This is a genomic window from Corynebacterium mastitidis DSM 44356, from assembly GCF_000375365.1.
Classification (GTDB): domain Bacteria; phylum Actinomycetota; class Actinomycetes; order Mycobacteriales; family Mycobacteriaceae; genus Corynebacterium; species Corynebacterium mastitidis.
This window is the reverse complement of sequence record NZ_AQXB01000006.1, coordinates 88,689-110,423: the sequence shown is the minus strand read 5'-3', so window position 1 is coordinate 110,423 and position 21,735 is coordinate 88,689. Positions and strand designations below refer to the sequence as shown.

Here is a 21,735-nt window from a genome sequence, read left to right as displayed (position 1 = left end):
ATGAGCGCCGCAGCGCCCGAGAAGAGATCCACGCTGGGCACCGCCCGCACGATCGTTGCCGCCTCCAGCGGCAACCTCGTCGAGTGGTTCGACTTTTATATCTACGCCTTCTTCAGCGTCTACTTCGCGGACAAGTTCTTCACCGGCACCGGGGAGACGGGGGCGCTGCTGAGGTCCGCGGCGGTGTTCTTCGCGGGCTTTCTCATGCGGCCCATCGGGGGATACCTCTTTGGCCGGATCGCGGACCGCCACGGCAGGAAGCGGTCCATGCTCATCGCCATCCTCCTCATGTGCGCGGGCTCGCTGATGATGGCGGCGCTGCCCACGGCGGAGACGGTGGGCACCTGGGCCCCGGTGCTGCTGCTCGTGGTGCGCTGCCTGCAGGGCATCTCCGTGGGCGGGGAATACGGCTCCACCGCCACCTACATGTCCGAGGTGGCCACCCCGGGGCGCCGGGGTTTCTTCTCCAGCTTCCAGTACGTCACCCTCATCGGCGGGCAGCTCCTGGCGAGCCTGCTGGCGGTGACCATGACCTCCTTCCTCAGCGAGGAGCAGATCGCGGGCGGCTGGTGGCGCCTGCCCTTCGTGATCGGGGCCTGCGCGGCCGTGGTGGCGCTGTGGCTGCGCTCGCACCTGCACGAGACCACCTCCCGGGAGAGCCGGGAGGACGCCTCGGCGGGCTCCTTCCTGGAGATCCTGGTGGGCTACCCCCGCCCCTTCCTCGTGGTCCTGGGGATCACGGCGGCGGGCTCCCTGGCCTTCTACACCTTCACCACGTACATGCAGAAGTACCTGATCAACACCGGCGGCTTCGCCAAGGCGGACGTGGCGGACGCGATGACGCTCTGCCTGCTGGCGTTCATGGTGATCCAGCCCGCCGTCGGGGCGCTCTCGGATAGGATCGGGCGCAAGAACTCCATGCTGGTTTTCGCCCTGGGCATGATGGCGCTCCCGGTTCCCCTCTTCGGCTTCCTCCAGGGTCAGGCCTCCCTGTGGGCCTGCGCGGGGGCGATCCTGGTGGCGATGTTCTTCCTGAGCTTTTATACCTCGGTCTCGGGCATCGTCAAGGCGGAGATGTTCCCCGCGCACGTGCGCGGCCTGGGCGTGGGCTTTACCTACGCCATCGCCAACTCGCTGTTCGGCGGCTCCGCGGAGTACGTGGCCCTCGGGCTCAAGGACGCGGGCGCCGGGTGGGTGTTTCCCTGGTACGTGGTGGCGATGGCCGCCCTCGGGCTGGTGGCGGTGCTCTTCATGCGGGACCACCGCTACCACTCCACGATCGACGCCCCCGCGCCGCGCTAGGGGTACCGCTACGCCAGCTCCACGATCTCCATGTACTCGTCGCCCCAGAGATCCTCGGTGCCATCCGGCAGCACGATCACCCGCTCCGGCTCCAGGGCGCGCACGGCGCCCGGGTCGTGGGTGACCAGCACCACCGCGCCCGTGTAGGACCGCAGGGCGTCGAGCACCTGCTCGCGGGAGATGGGATCGAGGTTGTTGGTGGGCTCGTCGAGCAGCAGCACGTTGGCCCGGGAGGAGACCAGGGTGGCCAGGGCCAGCCGGGTCTTTTCGCCGCCGGAGAGGGTGCCCGCGGGCTGCTCCAGCTTCTCCCCGGAGAACATGAAGGCCCCGAGCAGGCCGCGCAGGTCCTGCTCGCCCGCCTCCGGGCAGGCGTCGATGGTGTTCTGCCAGACGCTCTTGGCGGGGTCGATCGTGTCGTGCTCCTGGGCGAAGTAGCCCACCTTGAGGCCGTGCCCGGTGACGATGCCCCCCTCGCCGTCGGTGCGCTCCACCCCGGCCAGCAGCTTGAGCAGGGTGGTCTTGCCCGCGCCGTTGAAGCCCAGCACCACCACCCGGGAGCCCTTGTCGATGGCCAGGTCGATGCCCGCGAACACCTCCAGGGAGCCGTACATCTTGGTCAGCCCCTTGGCGAACATGGGGGTCTTGCCGCACGGGGCGGGCTCCGGGAAGGAGATGTGCGCGACCTTGTCCGCCACCCGCACCTCGTCGAGGGCGTCGATCATCCGCTCGGCGCGGGCGGCCATCTGCTTGGCCGCCTTGGCCTTGGTGGCCTTGGCGCCGAGCTTCTCCGCCTGGGTGCGCAGCGCGGAGGCGCGCTTCTCCGCGTTGGCGCGCTCGCGCCGCCGCCGCGCCTCGTCCAGGGCGCGGGCGTCCTTGTACTTGCTAAAGCCCATGTTGTACACGTCGGCCTCGGCGCGCACGGCGTCAAGGTACCAGATCTTGTTGCACACGTCGTCCAGCAGCTCCACGTCGTGCGAGATCATGATGAGCCCGCCCTCGTGCTTGCGCAGGAAGCCGCGCAGCCAGGTGATCGAGTCCGCGTCCAGGTGGTTGGTGGGCTCGTCGAGCAGCAGCGTGGTGGCCGACTTGCCCGAGCCCGCCGTGGCGGCAAAGAGGATCTGGGCCAGCTCCACGCGGCGGCGCTGGCCGCCGGAAAGGGTGTGAAGCCGCTGGTCCAGGATGCGGGCGGGCAGGCCCAGGTTGTCGCAGATCTGGGCGGCCTCGGAGTCCGCCTCGTAGCCGCCCAGGGCGTGGTACTGCTCCTCCAGCCGGGAGTACTTACCGATGGCCTTGTCGCGCGCGGCCTCGTCCCCGCCCTCCATGATCTCCTGCTGGCGGATCATGGAGGCGCGGATGCGATCCAGCCCGCGCGCGGAGAGCACGCGATCCCGGGCCGTCTGCTCGATGTTGCCCTCCCGGGAGTCCTGCGGCAGGTAGCCCACCTCCCCGGAGACGGTCACCGAGCCGCCGTAGGGCTGCGTCTCCCCCGCCAGGATGCGCATGGTGGTGGTCTTGCCCGCGCCGTTGCGGCCCACCAGGCCGATGCGGTCCCCCGCCTGCACCCGAAGATGCTGGCCGGGGGCCGTCAGCAGGGTGCGGGCGCCGACGCGCACTTCCAGATCATTGGTGACAATCACAAGGAAGCAGTGTATCAACCGGCCTAGACGGAAAAACCGAGGGCGCGGAGTTGCTCGCGCCCCTCCTCCGTAATCATGTGCGGGCCCCACGGGGGCATCCACACCCAGTTGATCTGCAGCTCGTCCGCCGCTCCCCCGCCCACCACGGCGGCCTCGGACTGATCCTCCAGCATGTCCGTGAGCGGGCAGGCCGGGGAGGTCAGCGTCATGTTCACCACGGCGCGCTTGACCCCCTCGGTGGCGTGGTCGATCCAGATGTCATACACCAGACCCAGGTCCACCACGTTGATGCCCAGCTCGGGGTCGATCACGTCGCGCATGCACTCCTCGATGGTCGAGGCGTCCGCGACGTCCTGCTCCGTTTGGTCCGGTCGTTGTGGTTCCGTCATCGCTTCTCCAATGCTTCCGTGGTGGCCGCCTCGAACGCCTTCCAGCCCAGCAGCGCGCACTTCACGCGCGCGGGGTACTTGGATACCCCGGCGAACGCGATGCCGTCGCCGATGACCTCGGGATCGCCCTCGCGCTGGCCCCGGGAGGTAATCATCGCCTCGAACTCCGCGAGCTTGGCGCGGGCCTCCTCCAGCGGGCGGCCCACGATCTCCTGGGCCATCACGGAGGTGGAGGCCTGGCTGATGGAGCAGCCCTCGGCGTCGTAGGAGACGTCCTCCACCGTGTGGCCGTCGGCGGAAAGCTGCACCCGCAGCGTCAGCTCGTCCCCGCAGGAGGGGTTGACGTGGTGCACCTCCGCCTCGAAGGGCTCGCGCAGGCCCGCGTGCTCCGGGTTCTTGTAGTGATCCAGGATCACCTCCTGGTACATGGACTCCAGGTTCATGCGCTCACCCCAAAGAAGGTCTTGGCGGCCTCGATGGCCTCCACCAGGCGGTCCACCTCTGCCCTGGTGTTGTACAGGTAAAAGGAGGCGCGCGCGGTGGACTGCGCGCCCAGGCTGCGGTGCGCGGGCCAGGCGCAGTGGTGCCCCACGCGGATGCACACCCCGCGATCGTCCAGCACCTGGCCGAGGTCGTGCGGGTGCACGCCCTCGACCACGAAGGAGATCGCCCCGCTGCGATCGCGAGACTCGGTGGGGCCCACGATCCGCAGCCCGGCCACGCTCCCCAGCCGCTCCAGGGCGTAGGCGGTCAGCTCGCGCTCGTGCGCGGCGATGTGCTCCATGCCCACGGACTCCAGGAAATCCACCGCCGCCCCCAGGCCCACCACCTGGCTGGTCATCTGCGTGCCCGCCTCGAAGCGCTGCGGGGGCGCGGCGAAGGTGGTCCCCTCCATGCGGACCACCTCGATCATGGAGCCGCCGGTGAGGAAGGGCGGCAGGGAGTCCAGCAGCTCCCCGCGCCCGTAGAGCGCGCCCACGCCCGCGGGCCCGCACATCTTGTGCCCGGAGAACGCCGCGAAGTCCACGCCCAGCTCGCGGAAGTTCACCGGCTGGTGGGGCACGGACTGGCAGGCATCGAGCACCGTGAGCGCGCCGACGGCGCGGGCGCGGCGCACGATCTCGGGCACGTCCGCCACGGCGCCCGTCACGTTGGACTGGTGGGTAAAGGCAACCACCTTGACGGACTCGTCCAGCTCGAGGGAATCGAGGTCGATGCGGCCGTCCTCGGTGGCGGAGTACCACCTCAGCGTGGCGCCCGTGCGGCGGCACAGCTCCTGCCACGGCACCAGGTTGGCGTGATGCTCCAGCTCCGTGACCACCACGGTATCGCCCCGGGTTACCCGCAGGTCGCCCGCGCGCTCGTCGCCCAGCGTGAAGGCCACCAGGTTGAGCGCCTCCGTGGCGTTCTTGGTGAAGGCGATCTCCGAGCCGCGCGCGCCCACGAAGCGCGCGATGGCCGCGCGCGCGTGCTCGTAGGCGTCCGTGGCCTCCTCCGCGAGCTGGTAGGCGCCGCGATGCACGGGGGCGTTGGTGTGCAGCACGAAGCGCTCCTCCGCGCGCCAGACCCGCTCGGGGCGCTGGGAGGTGGCGCCGGAGTCCAGGTACACCAGCGGCGCCCCCCCGCGCACGGTGCGCGCGAGGATGGGAAACTCGGCCCGCAGCGCCTCGGTGTCGAGGCCGCCCTCGGGACGCAGGAACTCCGACGCCGCCATTACAGGAACTGCTCGTAGCCGTCGGCCTCGAGCTGGTCCGCCAGCTCCGGACCGCCGGTGGTGACGATCTGGCCGTTGGCAAAGACGTGGATGACGTCCGGCTTGACGTACTCGAGGATGCGCTTGTAGTGGGTGATCATCAGGATGCCGCCGTTGGTGTCGCGCTGGTAGCGGTTGATCCCCTCGGAGACCACGCGCAGGGCGTCCACGTCCAGGCCGGAGTCCGTCTCATCCATCACCGCGAACTTGGGGCGCATGAGGTCGAGCTGAAGCACCTCGTGGCGCTTCTTCTCGCCGCCGGAGAAGCCCTCGTTCACGGAGCGCTCGCTGAAGGACTTGTCGATCTTCAGGTTCTCGCGGGCCTCGTTGACCTCCTTGACCCACTCGCGCAGCTTGGGGGCCTCGCCGCGCACGGCGGTCACCGCGGTGCGCATGAAGTTGGACATGGACACGCCCGGGACCTCGGTGGGGTACTGCATGGCGAGGAACAGGCCCGCGCGGGCGCGCTCGTCCACGGACATCTCCAGGATGTTCTCGCCGTCGAGCAGCACCTCGCCCTCGGTGATCTCGTAGCGGGGGTGCCCGGCCAGCGTGTAGGCCAGGGTGGACTTGCCGGAGCCGTTGGGGCCCATGATGGCGTGAATCTCCCCGGAGTTCAGGGTGAGGTTCACGCCCTTGAGGATGGGCTTGGGCTCGGCGGACTCGTCGGAGGGAAGAACCTGGGCGTGGAGGTTCTTGATTTCCAGGGTAGACATGAGGTGATTTCTCCTGATCGTGGTGTGCAGTGTGGTCGGAGGTGGTCGGACGCGGGTGGGGCGTGGCTTAGGCGGTCACGCGCTCGAGCTCGCTGACCACGCGGGACTCGAGCTCCTCCCGGATCTCCTCCACCGGAATGTGGTTGATGACCTCGGTGAAAAAGCCCCGGATGATGAGGCGGCGGGCCTCGGCCTCGGAGATGCCTCGGCTCATCAGGTAAAAGAGCTGCTCCTCGTCGAAGCGTCCCACCGTGGCGGCGTGCCCGGCCCCGGCGATCTCGCCGGTCTCGATCTCCAGGTTGGGGATGGCGTCCGCGCGGGCGGCCTCGCTGAGCACCAGGTTGCGGTTGGTCTCGTAGGTGTCCGTGCCCTGCGCGTTGGCGCGGATGAGCACGTCGCCCACCCAGGTGGTGCGGGTGTCCGGCTTGTCCGTGGCGGGGTCGCCCTGCAGGGCGCCCTTGTACAGCACGTTGGAGCGGCAGTTGGGCTGCGCGTGGTCCACCAGCAGGCGGTTCTCAAAGTACTGGCCGTCGTCGGCAAAGTACACGCCCAGCATCTCGGCGTCGCCGCCCTGGTCCTCGAACTTCACGCGCGGCACCAGGCGCACCACCTCGCCGCCGAACACGGCCACGTTGTGCCGCAGCACGGCGTCGCGGCCCACCAGGGCGTTCTGGTTGGACAGATGCACCGCATCGTCCTCCCAGTCCGCGTCCACGATCACGGTGAGGCGGGAGTTCGCGCCCAGCACGAACTGCACGTTGTCCGCGTGGGTGCCGCTGCCCCGGTAGTTCAGGGCCACCGTGGCCTCGGCGCCCTGCTCCAGCTCCACGACCACGGCGCCGAAGGAGGTCACGCCCTCCCCCTTGCCGGTGACCGTGACGGTGACCGGCTGCGCGGTCACCGAGTCGCGGGCAAAGCTCACCAGGGTGGCGTCCTCCATCGCGGTCCAGGCCTGCGCGCCCACCCGGTCCGAGGGGGCGCCGGCGCGGGTGGCGCGCTCGTCGTCCTTGGCGATACGCTCGGTGCGCGCCTGCGCGCCCTCGGGGATGCGCACGTCCACGTCCGGGGCCACCGCCGGGGAGAAGGAGCCGTTGTGCAGGCCGCGCAGGCGGCGCAGGGAGATGAAGCGCCACTCCTCGTCCTTGCCGCGCGGCACCTCGAAGTCCTCCACGTTAAAGGAGGTCAGCACGTCGCCCTTGTTGTTGTGGGCGGTGGCGTTGGTGAGGGTCTTGGCCATTTATCCCACCGATCCTTCCATCTGTAGCTCGATCAGCCGGTTCAGTTCCAGCGCGTACTCCATGGGCAGTTCCTTGGCGATGGGCTCGACGAAGCCTCGGACGATCATCGCCATCGCGTCGGCCTCGTCGATGCCGCGGCTCATCAGGTAGAAGAGCTGCTCCTCCGAGACCTGGGACACCGTGGCCTCGTGGCCCAGGGTCACGTGGTCGTTGCGGATGTCGTTGTACGGGTAGGTGTCCGAGCGGGAGATGTTGTCCACCAGCAGGGCGTCGCACTCCACGTTGGCGGTGCAGTGATGCGCGTTGGCGTTGATCTGCACCAGGCCCCGGTAGGCGGCGCGGCCGCCGGAGCGGGCCACGGACTTGGACACGATGTTCGAGGAGGTGTACGGGGCCATGTGCACCATCTTGGCGCCCGTGTCCTGGAACTGCCCCTCCCCCGCGAAGGCGGCGGAGAGCACCTCACCCTTGGCGTAGGGGCCGGTCATCCACACGGCCGGGTACTTCATGTTCACCTTGGAGCCGATGTTGCCGTCGATCCACTCCATCGTGGCGCCCTCTTCCGCCTTGGCGCGCTGGGTGACCAGGTTGTAGACGTTGTTGGACCAGTTCTGAATGGTGGTGTAGCGGCAGCGGCCGCCCTTTTTCACCACGATCTCCACCACGGCGGCGTGGAGGGAGTCGGACTGGTAGATCGGGGCGGTGCAGCCCTCCACGTAGTGGACGTAGGCGTCCTCGTCCACCACGATGAGGGTGCGCTCGAACTGCCCCATGTTCTCCGTGTTGATACGGAAGTAGGCCTGCAGCGGGATGTCCACGTGCACGCCCTTGGGCACGTAGATAAAGGAGCCCCCGGACCACACGGCGGCGTTGAGGGCGGAGAACTTGTTGTCCCCGGCGGGCACCACCGTGCCAAAGTACTCCTTGAACAGCTCCGGGTACTTCTGGAGGGCGGTGTCCGTGTCCACGAAGATCACGCCCTGCTCCTCCAGGTCCTCGCGGATCTGGTGGTAGACCACCTCGGACTCGTACTGGGCGGCCACGCCCGCCACCAGGCGCTGCTTCTCCGCCTCGGGGATGCCCAGGCGGTCGTAGGTGTTGCGGATGTCCTCCGGGAGGTCGTCCCAGGAGGTCGCCTGCCGCTCCGTGGAGCGCACGAAGTACTTGATGCTGTCGAAGTCGATCTTGCTCAGGTCCGCGCCCCAGGTGGGCACGGGCTTCTTGTCAAAGATGTTGAGGGCCTTGAGGCGCTGCTCGAGCATCCACTCGGGCTCGTTCTTCTGAGCGGAGATGTCGCGCACCACCTCCTCGCTCAGGCCGCGGCGCGCGGCCGAGCCGGCGGCGTCGGAGTCGTGCCAGCCGTAGTTATAGCCGCCCATCGAGGCGATGATCTCGTCATCGTTCATGGGGCGCTGCTCGTCAAGGTTCTGCGTCGCCTGGGTCATGAACCGCTCCTTTCGTCAGGAGAATTGGTGGGGTGAACGGGAACGTTGGTGGTGCAGATCCCGTGGCCGTCCGCGATGGAGGCCAGCGGTTGCACGTGGGTGCCCAGTAGCTCGGAGATCACCTCGTGCTCTGCCTCGCACAGTTCCGGGTATTGCGCTGCCACCTGGGAAACCGGGCAGTGGTGTTGGCAGATTTGGATGCCGCCGCCCGCGCGCTGCACGGTGGCGGCATAGCCGTGGTCGTCGAACGCCCGTGCCAGGGCGTGCGCCGTCTCCTCGACGGACCTTCCTCTGTGCACGGAGCCCACGATGGCCTCGGTGCGGGCGCGGGCGAGCTCGCGGATGGCCTCGCTGCCCCCGCTGCGGCGCAGCGCCTCGAGGGCCAGGCCCGCCAGGGCGTCGTAATCGTGGCCAAAGTGCTCGCGGCCGCGGTGAGTCAGGTGGAAGTATTTGGCCGGGCGGCCCCGCGTGGTGCGCGTGGCGGAGCGCCGAGACTCGGCGTAGGCCAAACCCTCCTCGAGGAGAATGTCCAGGTGCCTCCGCACGCCGGCGGCGGAGAGGCCAAGACGCTCGCCCAGGGCAGCAGCGGTAAGGGGGCCGTGGGTGAGCAGGCTGCGCATGATGGCCCGGCGGGTGTCCCCCTCCGAGGAGCCTGTGGAGCGCGTCATGCGTACATCACCTCCTGTGATGGCGTACCGATTCTTCCGAGGAACGATCGTCTCTTTTTAGACAACACTAGTGTTACTAAAATTGTTCCCCGACGCAAAAGTCCCCTTCTCCCGCGCGGCGCCCCGCGCCCTCGCTACGATGATGCCTGTGCGACAACTACCCTCCGCGCTGTGGCAGGCGCTGACCCGCGACCTCCCGCGCCTGGGCGCGGCGGGCTCGCGCTCGGCGGGGCTGCACCGCGATGGCGACGCCGGGGAGGACCAGGCGGCCCCCTCGGCCACCCGGCGCAGCCGGGAGCTGCTGCGCTTTGCCCTCCTGCGGTGGGTGGGCACCACCGGGGCCCTGCTGCTGGCCCTCGGCGCCCTGGGCGGCGGGGCCCTCCCGGTGGTGGACAACCCCTATCAGTCCTTCCCCGGCGGCACCACCCTGAGCCAGATGATGCAGACCTCCTCCTCCGTGGTGCTGGTGGGCACCGCGCTCGTGGTGCTCGCGTGGATCGGGATGGCCCCGCTCGTAGGAGTCACGCTCTGGGGCCGCCCCCTGCCTCGGGTGGTCGGCGTCCGGCGGCTGTGGAGCACCTGGATCGCCTGGATGATCCCCCTGCTGTGGACCGCCCCGATCTTCACCCAGGACATCTACTCCTACCTGGCCCAGGGGGCCATCGTCCGCGAGGGCATGGACGCCTATGCCGCCGGGCCCATCGACCTGCTCGGCACCGATCACCACCTGGCCCGCTCGGTGCCCTTCATCTGGGCGCACTCCCCCTCCCCCTACGGTCCCGTGGCCATGGGATTCTCCGCCCTCATCAGCGGGCTGACGGGGGACTCCATCGTGCTCGGCGTGCTGGCCCACCGGCTGCTCAGCGTGCTCATGCTGGCGGCCGCGGGCTGGGCCGTGCTCTCCATCGCCCGGCGCTGCCGGGTGTATCCGCCCGCCGCTCTGTGGCTGGGCATCCTCAACCCCCTCGTGCTCCTGCACCTTGTGGGCGGCATTCACAACGAATCCCTCATGCTGGGCCTCATGCTCGTGGGCCTCGAGGTGGGCCTGCGCGGGGTGGAGCACCCCCACCCCCGCCGCCGCCTCGGACTGCTGGCCGCCTCCGGCGCGCTGCTGGCCTGCGCGGGTATGGTCAAGGTCACGGCCTTCCTCGGGCTCGGTTTCATCGGCATGGCCTTCGCCCGCCGCCTGCACCTGGGCGGGCGGCGCGCCCCGTGGGCCGTGGCGCTGGCCGGGCTGTTCTTCCTCGCGGTCCTCGCGGCCACCGTGGCGACGGTCTCGCTGCTCAGCGGCATCGGCCTGGGCTGGGTGACCGGGCAGGGCGGCGCCACGACCATACGCAGCTGGATGTCCGTGACCACCGACGTGGGCGTGATCGCCGGGGCGCTCGGCATGCAGCTCGGCCTCGGGGACCACACCACCGCGATGCTCCTGCTGACCCGGCTGGTGGGGCTGGCGGTGGCCGGGGCCCTGATCGTGCGCATGCTGCTGGCCACCCTGTGGGGCAGGATTCACCCGGTGGGGGCCTTCGGGGTGGCGCTCTTCGTGCTCGTGGTGCTGTTCCCGGTGGTGCACCCCTGGTACGTGCTGTGGGCCGTGGTGCCCCTGGCGGCCTGGGCCAACCGCGCGGTGTTCCGCGTGGCGGTGGTGGCCTACAGCGCGGCCTTTAGCTTCTTCGTGCTCCCGCGCGGCCTGGCGCTGCCCGCCGGGACCGTGGTGAACATCTACCTCGGCGCGGCCGTGGCCCTGGCCGTGCTGGTGCCCCTGGGCTGGTGGTGGTTCCGGCGCGCGGGCCTGGTTGGCCTAGACTGAGGGACCGTGCCTGTCGATAACGCCCTCGAACTGCGCGGCGTGGTCAAGTCCTACCGCGCCACCACCGCCGTCAACGAGTTATCGCTGTGTGCGCGGCACGGGGAGATCCTCGCCATCCTCGGCCCCAACGGGGCGGGAAAGACCACCACCATCGACATGTGCGTGGGATTCCAGCGCCCCAGCTCGGGGCGCATCAGGGTGCTGGGGCTCGACCCCGCCGCGCAGCCGGAGCGGGTGCGCGAGCGCATCGGCATCATGCTGCAGGGCGGCGGCTCCTACTCGGGGATCAAAGTGGAGGAGATGCTGCGGCTCACCGCCGCGTACAGCGCCCACCCCCTCGACCCGGAGTGGCTGATGGAGGTCGTGGGGCTCTCCGGCGTGCGCCGCCGCACCTACCGGCGCCTCTCCGGGGGACAGCAGCAGCGCCTCTCCCTGGCCCTGGCCCTCATCGGCCGCCCGGAGCTGGTGTTCCTGGACGAGCCCACTGCGGGGATGGACGCGCAGTCCCGCCTGGCGGTGTGGGAGATCATGCGGGACCTGCGCCGCGACGGCGTCACGGTGGTGCTCACCACGCACCTCATGGACGAGGCCGAGGCGCTGGCGGATCGCGTGGTCATCATGGATCGCGGCCGCGCGGTGGCCAGCGGCACGCCGGAGGAGCTCACCACCGGCTCCCAGCGGCAGGTGCGCCTGCGCACGGCCCGCGAGCTGGACGCGGCGGGCCTGGAGCGCGAGGCCGGGCTGCCCGCCGGGTCCTGCGCGGCCCTGCGCCCCCTGCACTACGTGGTGCGGGTGGACCCCACCCCGGACGTGGTGGCCGCGGTGGCGCGGGCCGCCGCGGCGCAGGGCGTGCTCCTGCGCGGCCTGGACGTGGAGCACCGCAGCCTGGAGGATGCGTTCCTCGAGATCACCGGCAGAGAGCTAAGGAGCTGAACCGTTGCCCTATCCCCGTGGTACCTTTGCCCCCGCGCCCCGGCGGGCCCCCAGGGCCGCGCTCGTGGCAGCGCAGGGGCGCATCGAGACCCTGCTTTTCCTGCGGCACGGCGAGCAGCAGTTGCTGAGCCTCATCATCCCGCTGGGGCTGCTCATCGGCATCGCCCACGTCCCCATCCTGGACGACCCCGACCCCCTGCGCCAGGGCTTTCCCATGATGCTCGCCATCGCGGCCACCTCCTCGGGCTTTACCGGACAGGCCATCTCGCTCGCCTTCGACCGCCGCTACGGCGCCCTGAAGCGCACGGGGGCCTCGGGTGTGCCCTCCTGGGTCATCATCGCGGGCAAGATCATCGCGGTGGCAACGATGGTGCTGCTGCAGACGCTGGTGCTGGGCACCGCGGCCTTCCTGCTGGGCTGGAGGGTGGCCCCCCTGGCCCTCGTGGTCGGGGCGCTCACGCTGATCCTCGGGGCCGCCGCGTTTACCTCCCTGGGCCTGCTCATGGGCGGCACGCTGGGCTCCGAGCTGGTGCTGGCGCTCGCCAACCTGATCTGGGTGCTCATGGTGGGCGTGGTGGGCCTGGTGCTCTACCACTCCCAGCTCGGCGTCGGTACCTGGTGGGACCTCGTCCCCTCCGTGGCCCTGGCCAGCGGGCTCACCAGCGCCTTCGAGGGGCACGTCCCCTGGATGCAGTGGGCGATCCTGGCTGTGTGGCTGGCGGCGGTGGCCACGGCGGCCCGGCGGTGGTTCCGCTTCAGCAGCTAGAGTGGGCGCGCACCTGTTTTCTCGTGATTTTTAGGAGTGCCCGCATGAAGGCCACGTTTATCCACGGCCCCGGCGACGTCCGCGTCGCGGAGGTGGACAAGCCGCGCGTGGTGGAGCCCACCGACGCCGTCATCAAGATCGCCGCCACCTGCGTGTGCGGCTCCGACCTGTGGAGCTATCGCGGCACCGACGAGGTGGCCGAGCCCACCCGCATGGGCCACGAGTACGTGGGCGTGGTGGAGGAGGTGGGAGACCAGGTGAGCACGGTTGCCCCCGGGGACTTCGTGGTCGGCTCCTTCTGCCTGTCCGATAACACCTGCGAGATCTGCGCGGACGGCTACCCCTCGCGCTGCGTCAACGGGGGCTTCGTGGGCGAGGCGCAGGCGGAGTACCTGCGGGTCCCGCTGGCCGACGGCACCCTGGTGGCAACGCCCTCCCACCCGGACGAGGACCTGATCCCCTCCCTGCTGGCCGCCTCCGACGTCCTGGGAACCGGCTGGTTCGCGGCGGACGAGGCGCAGGCGGGGCCGGGTAAGACCGTCGTGGTGGTGGGCGACGGCGCCGTGGGCCTGCTGGCGATCCTGTCCGCCAAACAGATGGGCGCGCGGCGCATCATCGCCATGAGCCGCCACGCGGACCGCCAAGCCCTGGCCCGCGAGTTCGGCGCCACCGACGTGGTGGAGGAGCGCGGCGAGGCCGGGGTGGCCAGGGTCAAGGAACTCACCGGCGGCCTCGGCGCGCACAGCGTGGTGGAGGCCGTGGGAACTCAGGAGTCCATGCGGCAGGCGGTGGCCTCCTGCCGCCCCGGCGGGCACGTGGGCTACGTGGGCGTGGCGCACGGGGTCTCCCTGCCCGGCGAGGAGCTGTTCGCCTCCGAGGTGCACCTCATGGGCGGCCCGGCCCCGGTGCGCAAGTACCTGCCGGAGCTGATCCGGCTGATCTTCGAGCGCGCCATCGAGCCCGGCAAGGTCTTTACCAAGGAGGTGGCGCTGGAGGACATCGCGGAGGGCTACCGGGCGATGGACCGGCGCGAGGCCATCAAGGTCCTGGTGCGCCCCTAGCCGCGATTTTTAGCAGCGATGCCCCGCCGTGATTCCTGGCCGTGATGCTTGGTCCTGATTCCCGGCCCTGATTCCCAGCGGCGTCGGCCCGGGCCGGTGGAAAGTTCCGCCGGTGCCGGGTGTTTTTTCTTACGCGCTCCCGCCGGGCCGCCGTGTGGGCTTTTGCCCCCAGGGAGCATTAGGCTAGTACCTTGTGAGTACCGTGCTGACCAACCTCAAAAAGACCCCCTCCCCGAGCACGCAGCGGCTCCTCGCGCTGATCCTGCTGCTGTGCCAGGGGGGCATCACGGTCACCGGTTCCATCGTGCGCGTGACCGGCTCCGGGCTGGGGTGCAACACCTGGCCGCAGTGCCACGAGGGCTCCCTGGTCCCGGTGCGCGGGGCCGCCCCCCTGGTCCACCAGGCCATCGAGTTTGGCAACCGCCTGCTTACCTTCGTGCTCGTGGCGGCGGTGGTGGCCGTGTTCGTGGGACTCGTGCGCGCCGAGCGCCGCGCCGAGCTGATCGCGTACGCCCTGGTCTCGGGCCTGGGGGTGGTGCTCCAGGCGGTCATCGGCGGCATCTCCGTGAAGCTGGACCTCCAGTGGTGGTCCGTGGCGCTGCACTTCTTGCCCTCCATGGTGCTGGTGTGGGTGGCCGCGCTGCTCTACGTCCGCGTCGCGGAGCCCGACGACGCCTCCCCCGTCCGCGCCTACCCCCGGGCCGCCCGGTGGAGCGCGGTGGTGGCCGCCTGCGCGATGGCGGTGGTGCTGGTCACCGGGACGATGGTCACCGGGGCGGGGCCGCACGCGGGCGACGCCGAGGCCGGGATGTCCGGGCGCCTGGACGTGGACATCGACGTCATGGCCCACGTTCACGGCTACCTCATGTACGCGTACCTGCTGTGCACCTTCGTCACCGTCGTGCTGCTCACCCGGTACCGCGCCCCGGAGCGGGCGCGGCGCGCGGGGCTCGTGCTGCTGGGGATGATCGTGGTGCAGGCCGCGATCGGCATCGCGCAGTACCGCCTGGGGGTGCCCCGGTGGTCCGTGCCCATGCACATCGCGATGTCCTCGGTGGTGGTGGCGTGCACGGCCTTCCTCTACGCGCACGGGTTCGTGCGGCAGAAAGCGCCCGCCGAGCGGCCATGAGGGTGCTACGAGCGGGAGCCGCCCCCGCGCTCGCCTCCGCGCCCGCGCCGCGCCCCGCCGAGGGTCAGGTGCTGGTGCGCACCCACGCCGCCTCCCTCGACCCGGCCCCCGAGGGGGAGATCATGGGGCTGCAGGGCACCGGCAGGATCGAGGAGGACCCCCAGGGCCTGCTGCCCACCGGCACCGCCGTGGCGTGGGCCGGGGTGCCCGGCTCCTGCGCCGAGTGGGTGTGCGTGCCGCGCCACCGCGTGGTGGCGGTGCCCCGGGGGATCGACACCGAGGTGGCGGCCACCATGCTCCTGCCCGCCATGACGGCGCACCTCCTGCTGTTCTCCCTGCGCCCCGTGGAGGCGGGGGCCACCGTGCTCATCAACCCCGCCGACGACCCGGTGGGCCTCATCGCCGCGCAGTGGGTCCACGCGCTGGGGGCCAGGGCGATCGCGGTGTCCGCCTCCGGGGAGTCCGCCCACCTCGAGCGGGCCACCGTGGTGCGCCGGGCGCACGTGGCCCCGCGGCGGGCCGCCGAGGTGGGCGGGGTGGACCTGGCGCTGCACGGGGCCGGAAAGCCGGGGCTGGAGCACGCGCTGTCCAGCCTGCGCCGCAGGGGCACCCTGTGCCTGTACGGGGACCCCGAGCAGCCGGTCAAGAGGCTCTCCCCCGTGGAGCTGGCCGCCCGGGGCTCCCTCTCCCTGGCCTGCCCGCGCCTGGAGGATTACCTCGAGGAGCCGGACGGCTTCCGGATGCGCTCGCAGGCCGTGACCCAGGCCATCGTGGAGGGGACGATCACCGTTCCCCTGGCGGGCGCCTGCGAGGCCGAGGAGGCGGCCGACGCCGCCGCGCGGCTGCGGCGGAATAGAAGCACCGGCCTGGTGGCCGTGCGCTTCTAGGCGGCCCCGGCGGAAACCCCTAGAAGGCCGCGGCGCCCCACCCCAGGGCCTGCCCGAAGGTCTGCCAGCCCAGGATGGCGTCCACGGAGAGCGCCACGAACAGCACCGCCAGGTAGTTGTTCGAGAGGATAAAGAGCTTCAGCGGCTTGACGTCCGCGCCCGCGCGCACGCCCCGGTGGAGCTGGGTGGCCATGAGGAGAAAGACCGCCCCGGATACCACCGCGCCCGCGAGGTAGATCCAGGAGGTGGCGGGCACCAGCAGCAGGGAGACGCCCACGGTGGCCCAGCTATACCAAAGGATCTGGCGGGTGACCTCCACGGGGGTGCGCACCACGGGAAGCATGGGCACCCCGGCGCGCTCGTAGTCCTCCCGGTACTTCATCGCCAGCGCCCAGGTGTGCGGGGGCGTCCACAGGAAGATGATGAGCCACAGCACGAGGGCCTGCCACCAGCCCCAGGCCGAGGCGTCCGGGGTGTTATCGGTGATCACGGCCCAGCCCACGGCCACGGGCATGCAGCCGGCGGCGCCGCCCCAGACGATGTTCATGTGGGTGCGGCGCTTGAGGTACTTGGTGTACACCACGATGTAGAACCAGATGGTGAACATGACAAAGACGGCCGCGAGCAGGGACCGGCACAGCAGCCACAGCCACAGGAAGCTCACCATGGTGAGCGTCCAGGCGAAGATCGCGGCGTTGCGGTTGGATACCGTGTGGCGCACCAGCGGGCGGGCCCGGGTCCGGCCCATCTTCTGGTCGATGTCGGAGTCCGCCACCATGTTGAAGGTGTTGGCGGCCGCCGCGCCCATCCAGCCTCCGACGAGGGTGAGCAGGATGAGGACGATATTGTTTTCCCCACGATCGGCCTGCAACATCGCGGGGATGGTGGCCACGAGGAGCAGCTCGATCACTCGTGGCTTCGTCAGCGCGATGTACGCCTTGATCGTGTTCAAGGAAAGTGCCTCCAGCGATGTCATGGTCTCCTCGGCCGCCCCGCTGCGGTCGAGCCGGGGTGCGCGTTCGTTCCCGCAGCGATCATATTCGCCGCCGTCGGGGTGCGCACAATCCTTTTCACTCTATCGTGTCCGGGTAATCCGCGGGGAACCGGAGGGGCACCGCTGTGCCGGGGAGAAAAACACTAAGGTGGTACCCACACCTTAAAGTCTTATTGAAGCGAACGTGAGGACAACACTGTGCCCCTCTCCCCCGAACTCCAAGCTCTCACCACGCGCCGCTACCCCGAGGGGTGGGCGGACGCCGATACCAAGGCCGTGGATACCGCCCGCGTCCTGGCCGCGGACGCCGTGCAGCGCTGCGGCAGCGGCCACCCCGGCACGGCGATGAGCCTGGCCCCCCTGGCCTACACCCTCTACCAGCGCGTGCTGCGCCACGATCCCGCCGATCCCTCCTGGGTGGGGCGGGATCGCTTTGTGCTCTCCGCCGGGCATTCCTCCCTGACCCAGTACATCCAGCTCTACCTGGGCGGCTTCGACCTGGAGCTGGACGACCTCAAGGCCCTGCGCACCTGGGGCTCCCTGACCCCGGGCCACCCGGAGTACGGGCACACCAGGGGCGTGGAGATGACCACCGGCCCCCTGGGGCAGGGCCTCTCCTCCGCCGTGGGCATGGCGATGGCCGCCCGCCGCGAGCGCGGGCTGTTCGACCCGGAGGCCGCCCCGGGCCAGTCCCCCTTCGATCACCACGTCTACGTGATCGCCTCGGACGGCGACCTCGAGGAGGGCGTGACCGCGGAGGCCAGCTCCCTGGCCGGAACCCAGCAGCTCGGCAACCTGATCGTGTTCTGGGACGATAACCGCATCTCCATCGAGGACGATACCCAGATCGCCTTCACCGAGGATGTGGTGGCGCGCTACCGGGCCTACGGCTGGCAGACCCTGGAGATCGAGGGCGGCGAGGACGTGGCGGCCCTCGAGGAGGCCATCGCGCAGGCCAAGGCGGAGACCACCCGCCCCACCTTCATTCGCGTGCGCACCGTGATCGGCTACCCCGCCCCGACCCTGGCGAACACGGGCAAGGTGCACGGGGCCGCCCTGGGCGAGGAGGAGGTGGCCGGGGTGAAGTCCGCCCTGGGCTTCGACCCGGAGGCGAGCTTCGAGGTGGCCGAGGAGGTCATCGCGCACACCCGGAAGCTCGTCGAGCGCGGGGCGCAGGAGCGCGAGCGGTGGCAGCGGGACTTCGACCGCTGGGCCGAGGCCAACCCGCAGCGGCACGCCCTGTTCTCCCGCCTGCAGGCGGGGGAGCTCCCCGAGGGGTGGGACGCCGAGCTGCCCGAGTGGGAGGCCGACGCCAAGGGCCTGGCCACGCGCAAGGCCTCCGAGGCGGTGCTCCAGGCCCTCGGGGCCACGCTGCCGGAGCTGTGGGGCGGCTCGGCGGACCTCGCCGGCTCCAACAACACGGTGATCAAGGGCTCCCCCTCCTTCGGCCCGGAGGCCATCTCCACCGGCGCCTTCCAGGCGGAGCCCTACGGCCGCAACCTGCACTTTGGCATCCGCGAGCACGCCATGGGCGCCATCCTCAACGGCATCGCGCTGCACGGCCCCACCCGCCCCTACGGCGGCACCTTCCTGATCTTCTCGGACTACATGCGCCCCGCCGTGCGCCTGGCCGCGCTGATGGGCACCGACGTCTACTACGTGTGGACGCACGACTCCATCGGCCTGGGCGAGGACGGCCCCACCCACCAGCCGGTGGAGTCCCTGGCGGCCCTGCGCGCCATCCCCAACCTCGCGGTGCTGCGCCCGGCGGACGCCAACGAGACGGCCGCAGCGTGGCGCGCCGCCCTCGTAGACGAGCAGCACGGCCCCAAGGCCTTCGCCCTGACCCGCCAGAACGTGCCGGTGCTGGAGGGCACCAAGGAGCGCGCCGCCCGGGGCGTGGAGCGCGGCGCCTACGTGCTGGTGGAGGGCTCGCGCGAGGTCCCGGACGTGATCCTCATGGGCTCCGGCTCCGAGGTGCAGCTCGCGGTGGCCGCCGCGCGGGAGCTGGAGGATCAGGGCATCGCCGCCCGCGTGGTGTCCGTGCCCTGCCTGGACTGGTTCGAGCGGCAGGAGCAGTCCTACATCGACGAGGTGCTGCCGCCCCAGGTCTCCGCCCGCGTCTCCGTGGAGGCGGGCATCGCCATGCCCTGGTACCGCTTCCTGGGCACCCGGGGCCGCGCGGTCTCGCTGGAGCACTTCGGCGCCTCGGCGGACTACGAGCGCCTGTACCGGGAGTTCGGCATCACGGCCGAGGCCGTGGTGGAGGCCGCCAAGGAAACACTCGCCTAGCAACGACGATTTTTTAAGGAGCCGCATCGTGAGCAACACCATTGAGAAGCTGGCCGACATCGGCACCATGACGTGGTTGGACGACCTCTCCCGGGAGCGCATCTCCTCGGGAAACCTGGAGCGGATGATCGCCACGGAAAAGATCGCCGGTGTGACCACCAACCCGGCCATCTTCGCCGCCGCGATGTCGGCGGGCACCTCCTACGACGAGCAGATTGAGCGGCTGCGCGCGGAGGGCGCCAGCGCCGACGCCGCCGTGTACGCCATGAGCGTGGAGGACGTGCGCAACGCCTGCGACGCCTTCGCGGAGGTATTCCGCGCCACCGGCGGGCGCGACGGCCGCGTGTCCATCGAGGTCGATCCGCGCATCTCCGCGGACGCGGAGGTCACGCTGAGGCAGGCGCGCGAGCTGTGGCGGCAGGTGGATCGCCCCAACGCGATGATCAAGATCCCCGCCACCGAGGGTTCCCTGCCCGCCATCGCCGACGCCCTCGCGGAGGGCATCAGCGTGAACGTCACCCTCATCTTCTCCGTGGAGCGCTACGCGCGGGTGATCGAGGCCTACCGCGAGGGCATCCGCCGCGCCGCGCGGGCCGGGCACGACGTCTCCCGCATCTTCTCCGTGGCCTCCTTCTTCGTCTCCCGCATGGACACCGAGGTGGACAAGCGCCTGGAGGCGCTGGGCACCCCCGAGGCGCTGGCCCTGCGGGGCAAGGCTGGCGTGGCGAACGCGCGCCGCGCCTACGGGCTGTTCCGCGCCGCCTTTGCGGAGGCGGACCTGCCGGAGGGGGCCACGGTGCAGCGCCCGCTGTGGGCCTCCACCGGCGTGAAGAACCCCGCCTACCCCGCCACCCTGTACGTGACGGAGCTGGCGGGCCCGGACACGGTGAACACCATGCCGCAGGCCACCATCGACGCCGTGCTGGCCGCCGAGGACCTGCGCGGTGACACCCTCTCCGGCACCCAGGAGGAGGCCGAGGAGGTCTTTGCCGCCCTGGAGCGCGTGGGCATCGACCTCGACGACGTCTTTGCCACGCTCGAGCGCGAGGGCGTGGACAAGTTCGTCACCGCCTGGGAGGAACTGCTGGACTCCATGGGTAAGCGGCTGTAAAGGGTATCTCTGGGATACTGGGCCGGGGCCGGATTCTCGCCGCCCCGGCCAGCGCTATTCTTTGTGCGAAAGGGAAGAGAAAGAACGTGATAAACCCATTGCGAGATCCCCGCGATAAGCGGCTGCCCCTTATCGCGGGCCCCTCGGGGATGGTGATCTTTGGCGTCACCGGGGATCTGGCCCGCAAGAAGCTGCTCCCGGCCATCTACGACCTCGCCAACAGGGGTTTGCTGCCCGCCGGTTTTACCCTGGTGGGCTACGGGCGCAGGGAATGGAGCAAGGAGGACTTCGAGCAGTACGTGCTCGCGGCCGTCAAGGAGAAGGCGCGCACGGAGTTCCACGAGAACGTGTGGCGGCGCCTGGCCGAGGGCATGCACTTTGTCACCGGCGACTTTGACGACGACGCCGCCTTTGACCGCCTGGCGGACACCCTGGCGGAGATGGACCGCACGCGCGGCACCTCCGGCAACTGGGCCCTCTACCTCTCCGTGCCCCCGGACTTCTTCTCCACCGTGTGCCATCAGCTGGAGCGCAGCGGGGTGGCGCAGGCTCCGGATCACTCCTGGCGCCGGGTGATCATCGAGAAGCCCTTCGGCCACGACCAGGAGTCCGCGGAGGAGCTGAACCACATCGTCAACGCGGTGTTCCCCGAGTCCTCCGTGTTCCGCATCGATCACTACCTGGGCAAGGAGACGGTGCAGAACATCATGGCGCTGCGCTTTGCTAACCAGCTCTTCGAGCCCTTCTGGAACGCGCACTACATCGACCACGTCCAGATCACCATGGCGGAGGACATCGGCGTGGGCGGGCGCGCGGGCTACTACGACACGATCGGCGCGGCCCGCGACGTCATCCAGAATCACCTGATCCAGCTCCTGGCGCTGGTGGCCATGGAGGAGCCCATCTCCTTCTCCCCCAACCAGCTCCGGGCGGAGAAGGTCAAGGTCCTGCGCGCCACCCGGCCCGTGTACCCGCTGGAGGAGACCACCGCGCGCGGCCAGTACACCGCCGGGTGGCAGGGCTCCACGAGCGTTAAGGGGCTGCGCGAGGAGGAGGGCTTCGACCCCGATTCCACCACGGAGACCTACGCGGCCTGCACCCTGGAGATCGCCTCCCGCCGGTGGGCCGGGGTGCCCTTCTACCTGCGCACGGGCAAGCGGCTGGGGCGGCGGGTCACGGAGATCGCCCTGATCTTCAAGTCCGCGCCGCACCATCTCTTTGGCGACCAGGGCACCCACGCTCTCGAGCACAACGCCGTGGTGATCCGCATCCAGCCGGACGAGGGCGTGCTCATGCGCTTTGGCTCCAAGGTGCCGGGCTCCGCGATGGAGGTCCGGGACGTGAACATGGACTTCTCCTACGCCGAGGCCTTCACCGAGGAGTCCCCCGAGGCCTACGAGCGCCTGATCCTCGACGCGCTGCGCGACGAGTCCAGCCTCTTTCCCACCAACGCGGAGGTCGAGCTGAGCTGGAAGATCCTCGACCCGGTGCTGGAGCACTGGGCCGCCCACGGCAAGCCCGACGAGTACCAGGCGGGCACCTGGGGGCCGGAGTCCGCCGATCGCATGCTTACCCGAACCGGCCGCGCCTGGCGGCGGCCCTAG

The 21,735-nt window shown here is 70.2% G+C and carries 19 protein-coding genes; 10 read left to right on the top strand and 9 right to left on the bottom strand.

Annotated elements, in window-relative coordinates; genetic code table 11:
- Window positions 1–1,302 (top strand): MFS transporter, encoded by a 1,302-nt coding sequence (locus B140_RS0108190; protein WP_018118876.1) that lies wholly within the window; start codon window positions 1–3, stop codon window positions 1,300–1,302.
- Between the two features lie 8 nt (window positions 1,303–1,310).
- On the opposite strand, the gene B140_RS0108185 is transcribed toward B140_RS0108190, so the two are convergent.
- The 8 genes from B140_RS0108185 to B140_RS0108150 form a co-directional block, all read right to left on the bottom strand.
- Entirely contained in the window at window positions 1,311–2,939 is a 1,629-nt protein-coding gene (locus B140_RS0108185) for an ABC-F family ATP-binding cassette domain-containing protein (protein ID WP_026166153.1), read from the bottom strand.
- Window positions 2,940–2,962: 23 nt separating this feature from the next.
- A complete protein-coding gene (locus B140_RS0108180; RefSeq protein ID WP_083912282.1) occupies window positions 2,963–3,328 on the bottom strand; it encodes a metal-sulfur cluster assembly factor in 366 nt (121 codons plus the stop codon).
- Entirely contained in the window at window positions 3,325–3,771 is a 447-nt protein-coding gene (gene sufU, locus B140_RS0108175) for a Fe-S cluster assembly sulfur transfer protein SufU (protein WP_018118873.1), read from the bottom strand. Before sufU ends, B140_RS0108180 begins: the two co-directional genes overlap by 4 nt.
- Window positions 3,768–5,042: a cysteine desulfurase gene (locus B140_RS0108170; RefSeq protein WP_018118872.1), complete on the bottom strand. Its 1,275-nt coding sequence runs from the start codon at window positions 5,040–5,042 to the stop codon at window positions 3,768–3,770. The genes sufU and B140_RS0108170 overlap by 4 nt, the downstream gene beginning before the upstream one ends.
- Window positions 5,042–5,797 carry a Fe-S cluster assembly ATPase SufC gene (gene sufC / locus B140_RS0108165; RefSeq protein WP_018118871.1) on the bottom strand — a complete coding sequence of 252 codons (756 nt, stop codon included), beginning with the start codon at window positions 5,795–5,797 and terminating at the stop codon, window positions 5,042–5,044. The genes B140_RS0108170 and sufC overlap by 1 nt, the downstream gene beginning before the upstream one ends.
- Before the next feature lie 67 nt (window positions 5,798–5,864).
- Window positions 5,865–7,034 carry a Fe-S cluster assembly protein SufD gene (gene sufD, locus B140_RS0108160; RefSeq protein WP_018118870.1) on the bottom strand — a complete coding sequence of 390 codons (1,170 nt, stop codon included), beginning with the start codon at window positions 7,032–7,034 and terminating at the stop codon, window positions 5,865–5,867.
- Window positions 7,035–8,480 carry a Fe-S cluster assembly protein SufB gene (sufB, locus tag B140_RS0108155; RefSeq protein ID WP_018118869.1) on the bottom strand — a complete coding sequence of 482 codons (1,446 nt, stop codon included), beginning with the start codon at window positions 8,478–8,480 and terminating at the stop codon, window positions 7,035–7,037.
- Window positions 8,477–9,148, bottom strand: a complete 672-nt coding sequence (locus tag B140_RS0108150; RefSeq protein WP_018118868.1) for a helix-turn-helix transcriptional regulator — start codon at window positions 9,146–9,148, stop codon at window positions 8,477–8,479. The genes sufB and B140_RS0108150 overlap by 4 nt, the downstream gene beginning before the upstream one ends.
- A gap of 142 nt (window positions 9,149–9,290) precedes the next feature.
- Here B140_RS0108150 and mptB point away from each other — a divergent pair, with 142 nt between their 5' ends.
- From mptB to B140_RS13790, 6 genes are all read left to right on the top strand, one after another.
- Window positions 9,291–10,958, top strand: a complete 1,668-nt coding sequence (gene mptB, locus B140_RS0108145) for a polyprenol phosphomannose-dependent alpha 1,6 mannosyltransferase MptB (protein WP_040426337.1) — start codon at window positions 9,291–9,293, stop codon at window positions 10,956–10,958.
- A 6-nt stretch (window positions 10,959–10,964) separates the two neighbouring features.
- Window positions 10,965–11,891 (top strand): ABC transporter ATP-binding protein, encoded by a 927-nt coding sequence (locus B140_RS0108140; RefSeq protein ID WP_018118866.1) that lies wholly within the window; start codon window positions 10,965–10,967, stop codon window positions 11,889–11,891.
- Between the two features lie 4 nt (window positions 11,892–11,895).
- Window positions 11,896–12,657 carry an ABC transporter permease gene (locus B140_RS0108135; RefSeq protein ID WP_018118865.1) on the top strand — a complete coding sequence of 254 codons (762 nt, stop codon included), beginning with the start codon at window positions 11,896–11,898 and terminating at the stop codon, window positions 12,655–12,657.
- A gap of 44 nt (window positions 12,658–12,701) precedes the next feature.
- Window positions 12,702–13,718 carry a zinc-dependent alcohol dehydrogenase family protein gene (locus tag B140_RS0108130; RefSeq protein WP_018118864.1) on the top strand — a complete coding sequence of 339 codons (1,017 nt, stop codon included), beginning with the start codon at window positions 12,702–12,704 and terminating at the stop codon, window positions 13,716–13,718.
- A gap of 202 nt (window positions 13,719–13,920) precedes the next feature.
- The gene (locus tag B140_RS0108125) at window positions 13,921–14,847 is read left to right on the top strand and encodes a COX15/CtaA family protein (protein ID WP_018118863.1); all 927 of its coding nucleotides are present in this window, start codon (window positions 13,921–13,923) and stop codon (window positions 14,845–14,847) included.
- Complete coding sequence (locus B140_RS13790; protein WP_018118862.1) at window positions 14,844–15,734, top strand: zinc-binding dehydrogenase; 891 nt, start codon at window positions 14,844–14,846, stop codon at window positions 15,732–15,734. Before B140_RS0108125 ends, B140_RS13790 begins: the two co-directional genes overlap by 4 nt.
- A 19-nt stretch (window positions 15,735–15,753) precedes the next feature.
- Here the strand turns inward: B140_RS13790 and B140_RS0108115 are convergent, their stop codons facing one another.
- Complete coding sequence (locus B140_RS0108115; protein WP_018118861.1) at window positions 15,754–16,686, bottom strand: heme o synthase; 933 nt, start codon at window positions 16,684–16,686, stop codon at window positions 15,754–15,756.
- 240 nt (window positions 16,687–16,926) lie between these two features.
- On the opposite strand from B140_RS0108115, the gene tkt reads away from it, so the two are divergent.
- The 3 genes from tkt (at window position 16,927) to zwf (ending at window position 21,735) form a co-directional block, all read left to right on the top strand.
- Window positions 16,927–19,020, top strand: coding sequence for a transketolase (gene tkt / locus B140_RS0108110; RefSeq protein WP_018118860.1), 2,094 nt, complete (start codon window positions 16,927–16,929; stop codon window positions 19,018–19,020).
- Between the two features lie 28 nt (window positions 19,021–19,048).
- Window positions 19,049–20,131 (top strand): transaldolase, encoded by a 1,083-nt coding sequence (gene tal / locus B140_RS0108105; protein WP_018118859.1) that lies wholly within the window; start codon window positions 19,049–19,051, stop codon window positions 20,129–20,131.
- 86 nt (window positions 20,132–20,217) lie between these two features.
- Window positions 20,218–21,735, top strand: a complete 1,518-nt coding sequence (gene zwf, locus B140_RS0108100; protein WP_026166150.1) for a glucose-6-phosphate dehydrogenase — start codon at window positions 20,218–20,220, stop codon at window positions 21,733–21,735.

What these genes read in the sequence shown, in the direction of transcription:
- B140_RS0108190 (WP_018118876.1), top strand. Translation starts at nt 1, where the DNA reads ATGAGCGCCGCAGCGCCCGAGAAGAGATCCACGCTGGGCACCGCCCGC.
- B140_RS0108180 (WP_083912282.1), bottom strand. Translation starts at nt 3,328, where the DNA reads ATGACGGAACCACAACGACCGGACCAAACGGAGCAGGACGTCGCGGAC.
- sufU (WP_018118873.1), bottom strand. Translation starts at nt 3,771, where the DNA reads ATGAACCTGGAGTCCATGTACCAGGAGGTGATCCTGGATCACTACAAG.
- B140_RS0108170 (WP_018118872.1), bottom strand. Translation starts at nt 5,042, where the DNA reads ATGGCGGCGTCGGAGTTCCTGCGTCCCGAGGGCGGCCTCGACACCGAG.
- sufC (WP_018118871.1), bottom strand. Translation starts at nt 5,797, where the DNA reads ATGTCTACCCTGGAAATCAAGAACCTCCACGCCCAGGTTCTTCCCTCC.
- sufD (WP_018118870.1), bottom strand. Translation starts at nt 7,034, where the DNA reads ATGGCCAAGACCCTCACCAACGCCACCGCCCACAACAACAAGGGCGAC.
- sufB (WP_018118869.1), bottom strand. Translation starts at nt 8,480, where the DNA reads ATGACCCAGGCGACGCAGAACCTTGACGAGCAGCGCCCCATGAACGAT.
- B140_RS0108150 (WP_018118868.1), bottom strand. Translation starts at nt 9,148, where the DNA reads ATGACGCGCTCCACAGGCTCCTCGGAGGGGGACACCCGCCGGGCCATC.
- mptB (WP_040426337.1), top strand. Translation starts at nt 9,291, where the DNA reads ATGCCTGTGCGACAACTACCCTCCGCGCTGTGGCAGGCGCTGACCCGC.
- B140_RS0108130 (WP_018118864.1), top strand. Translation starts at nt 12,702, where the DNA reads ATGAAGGCCACGTTTATCCACGGCCCCGGCGACGTCCGCGTCGCGGAG.
- B140_RS13790 (WP_018118862.1), top strand. Translation starts at nt 14,844, where the DNA reads ATGAGGGTGCTACGAGCGGGAGCCGCCCCCGCGCTCGCCTCCGCGCCC.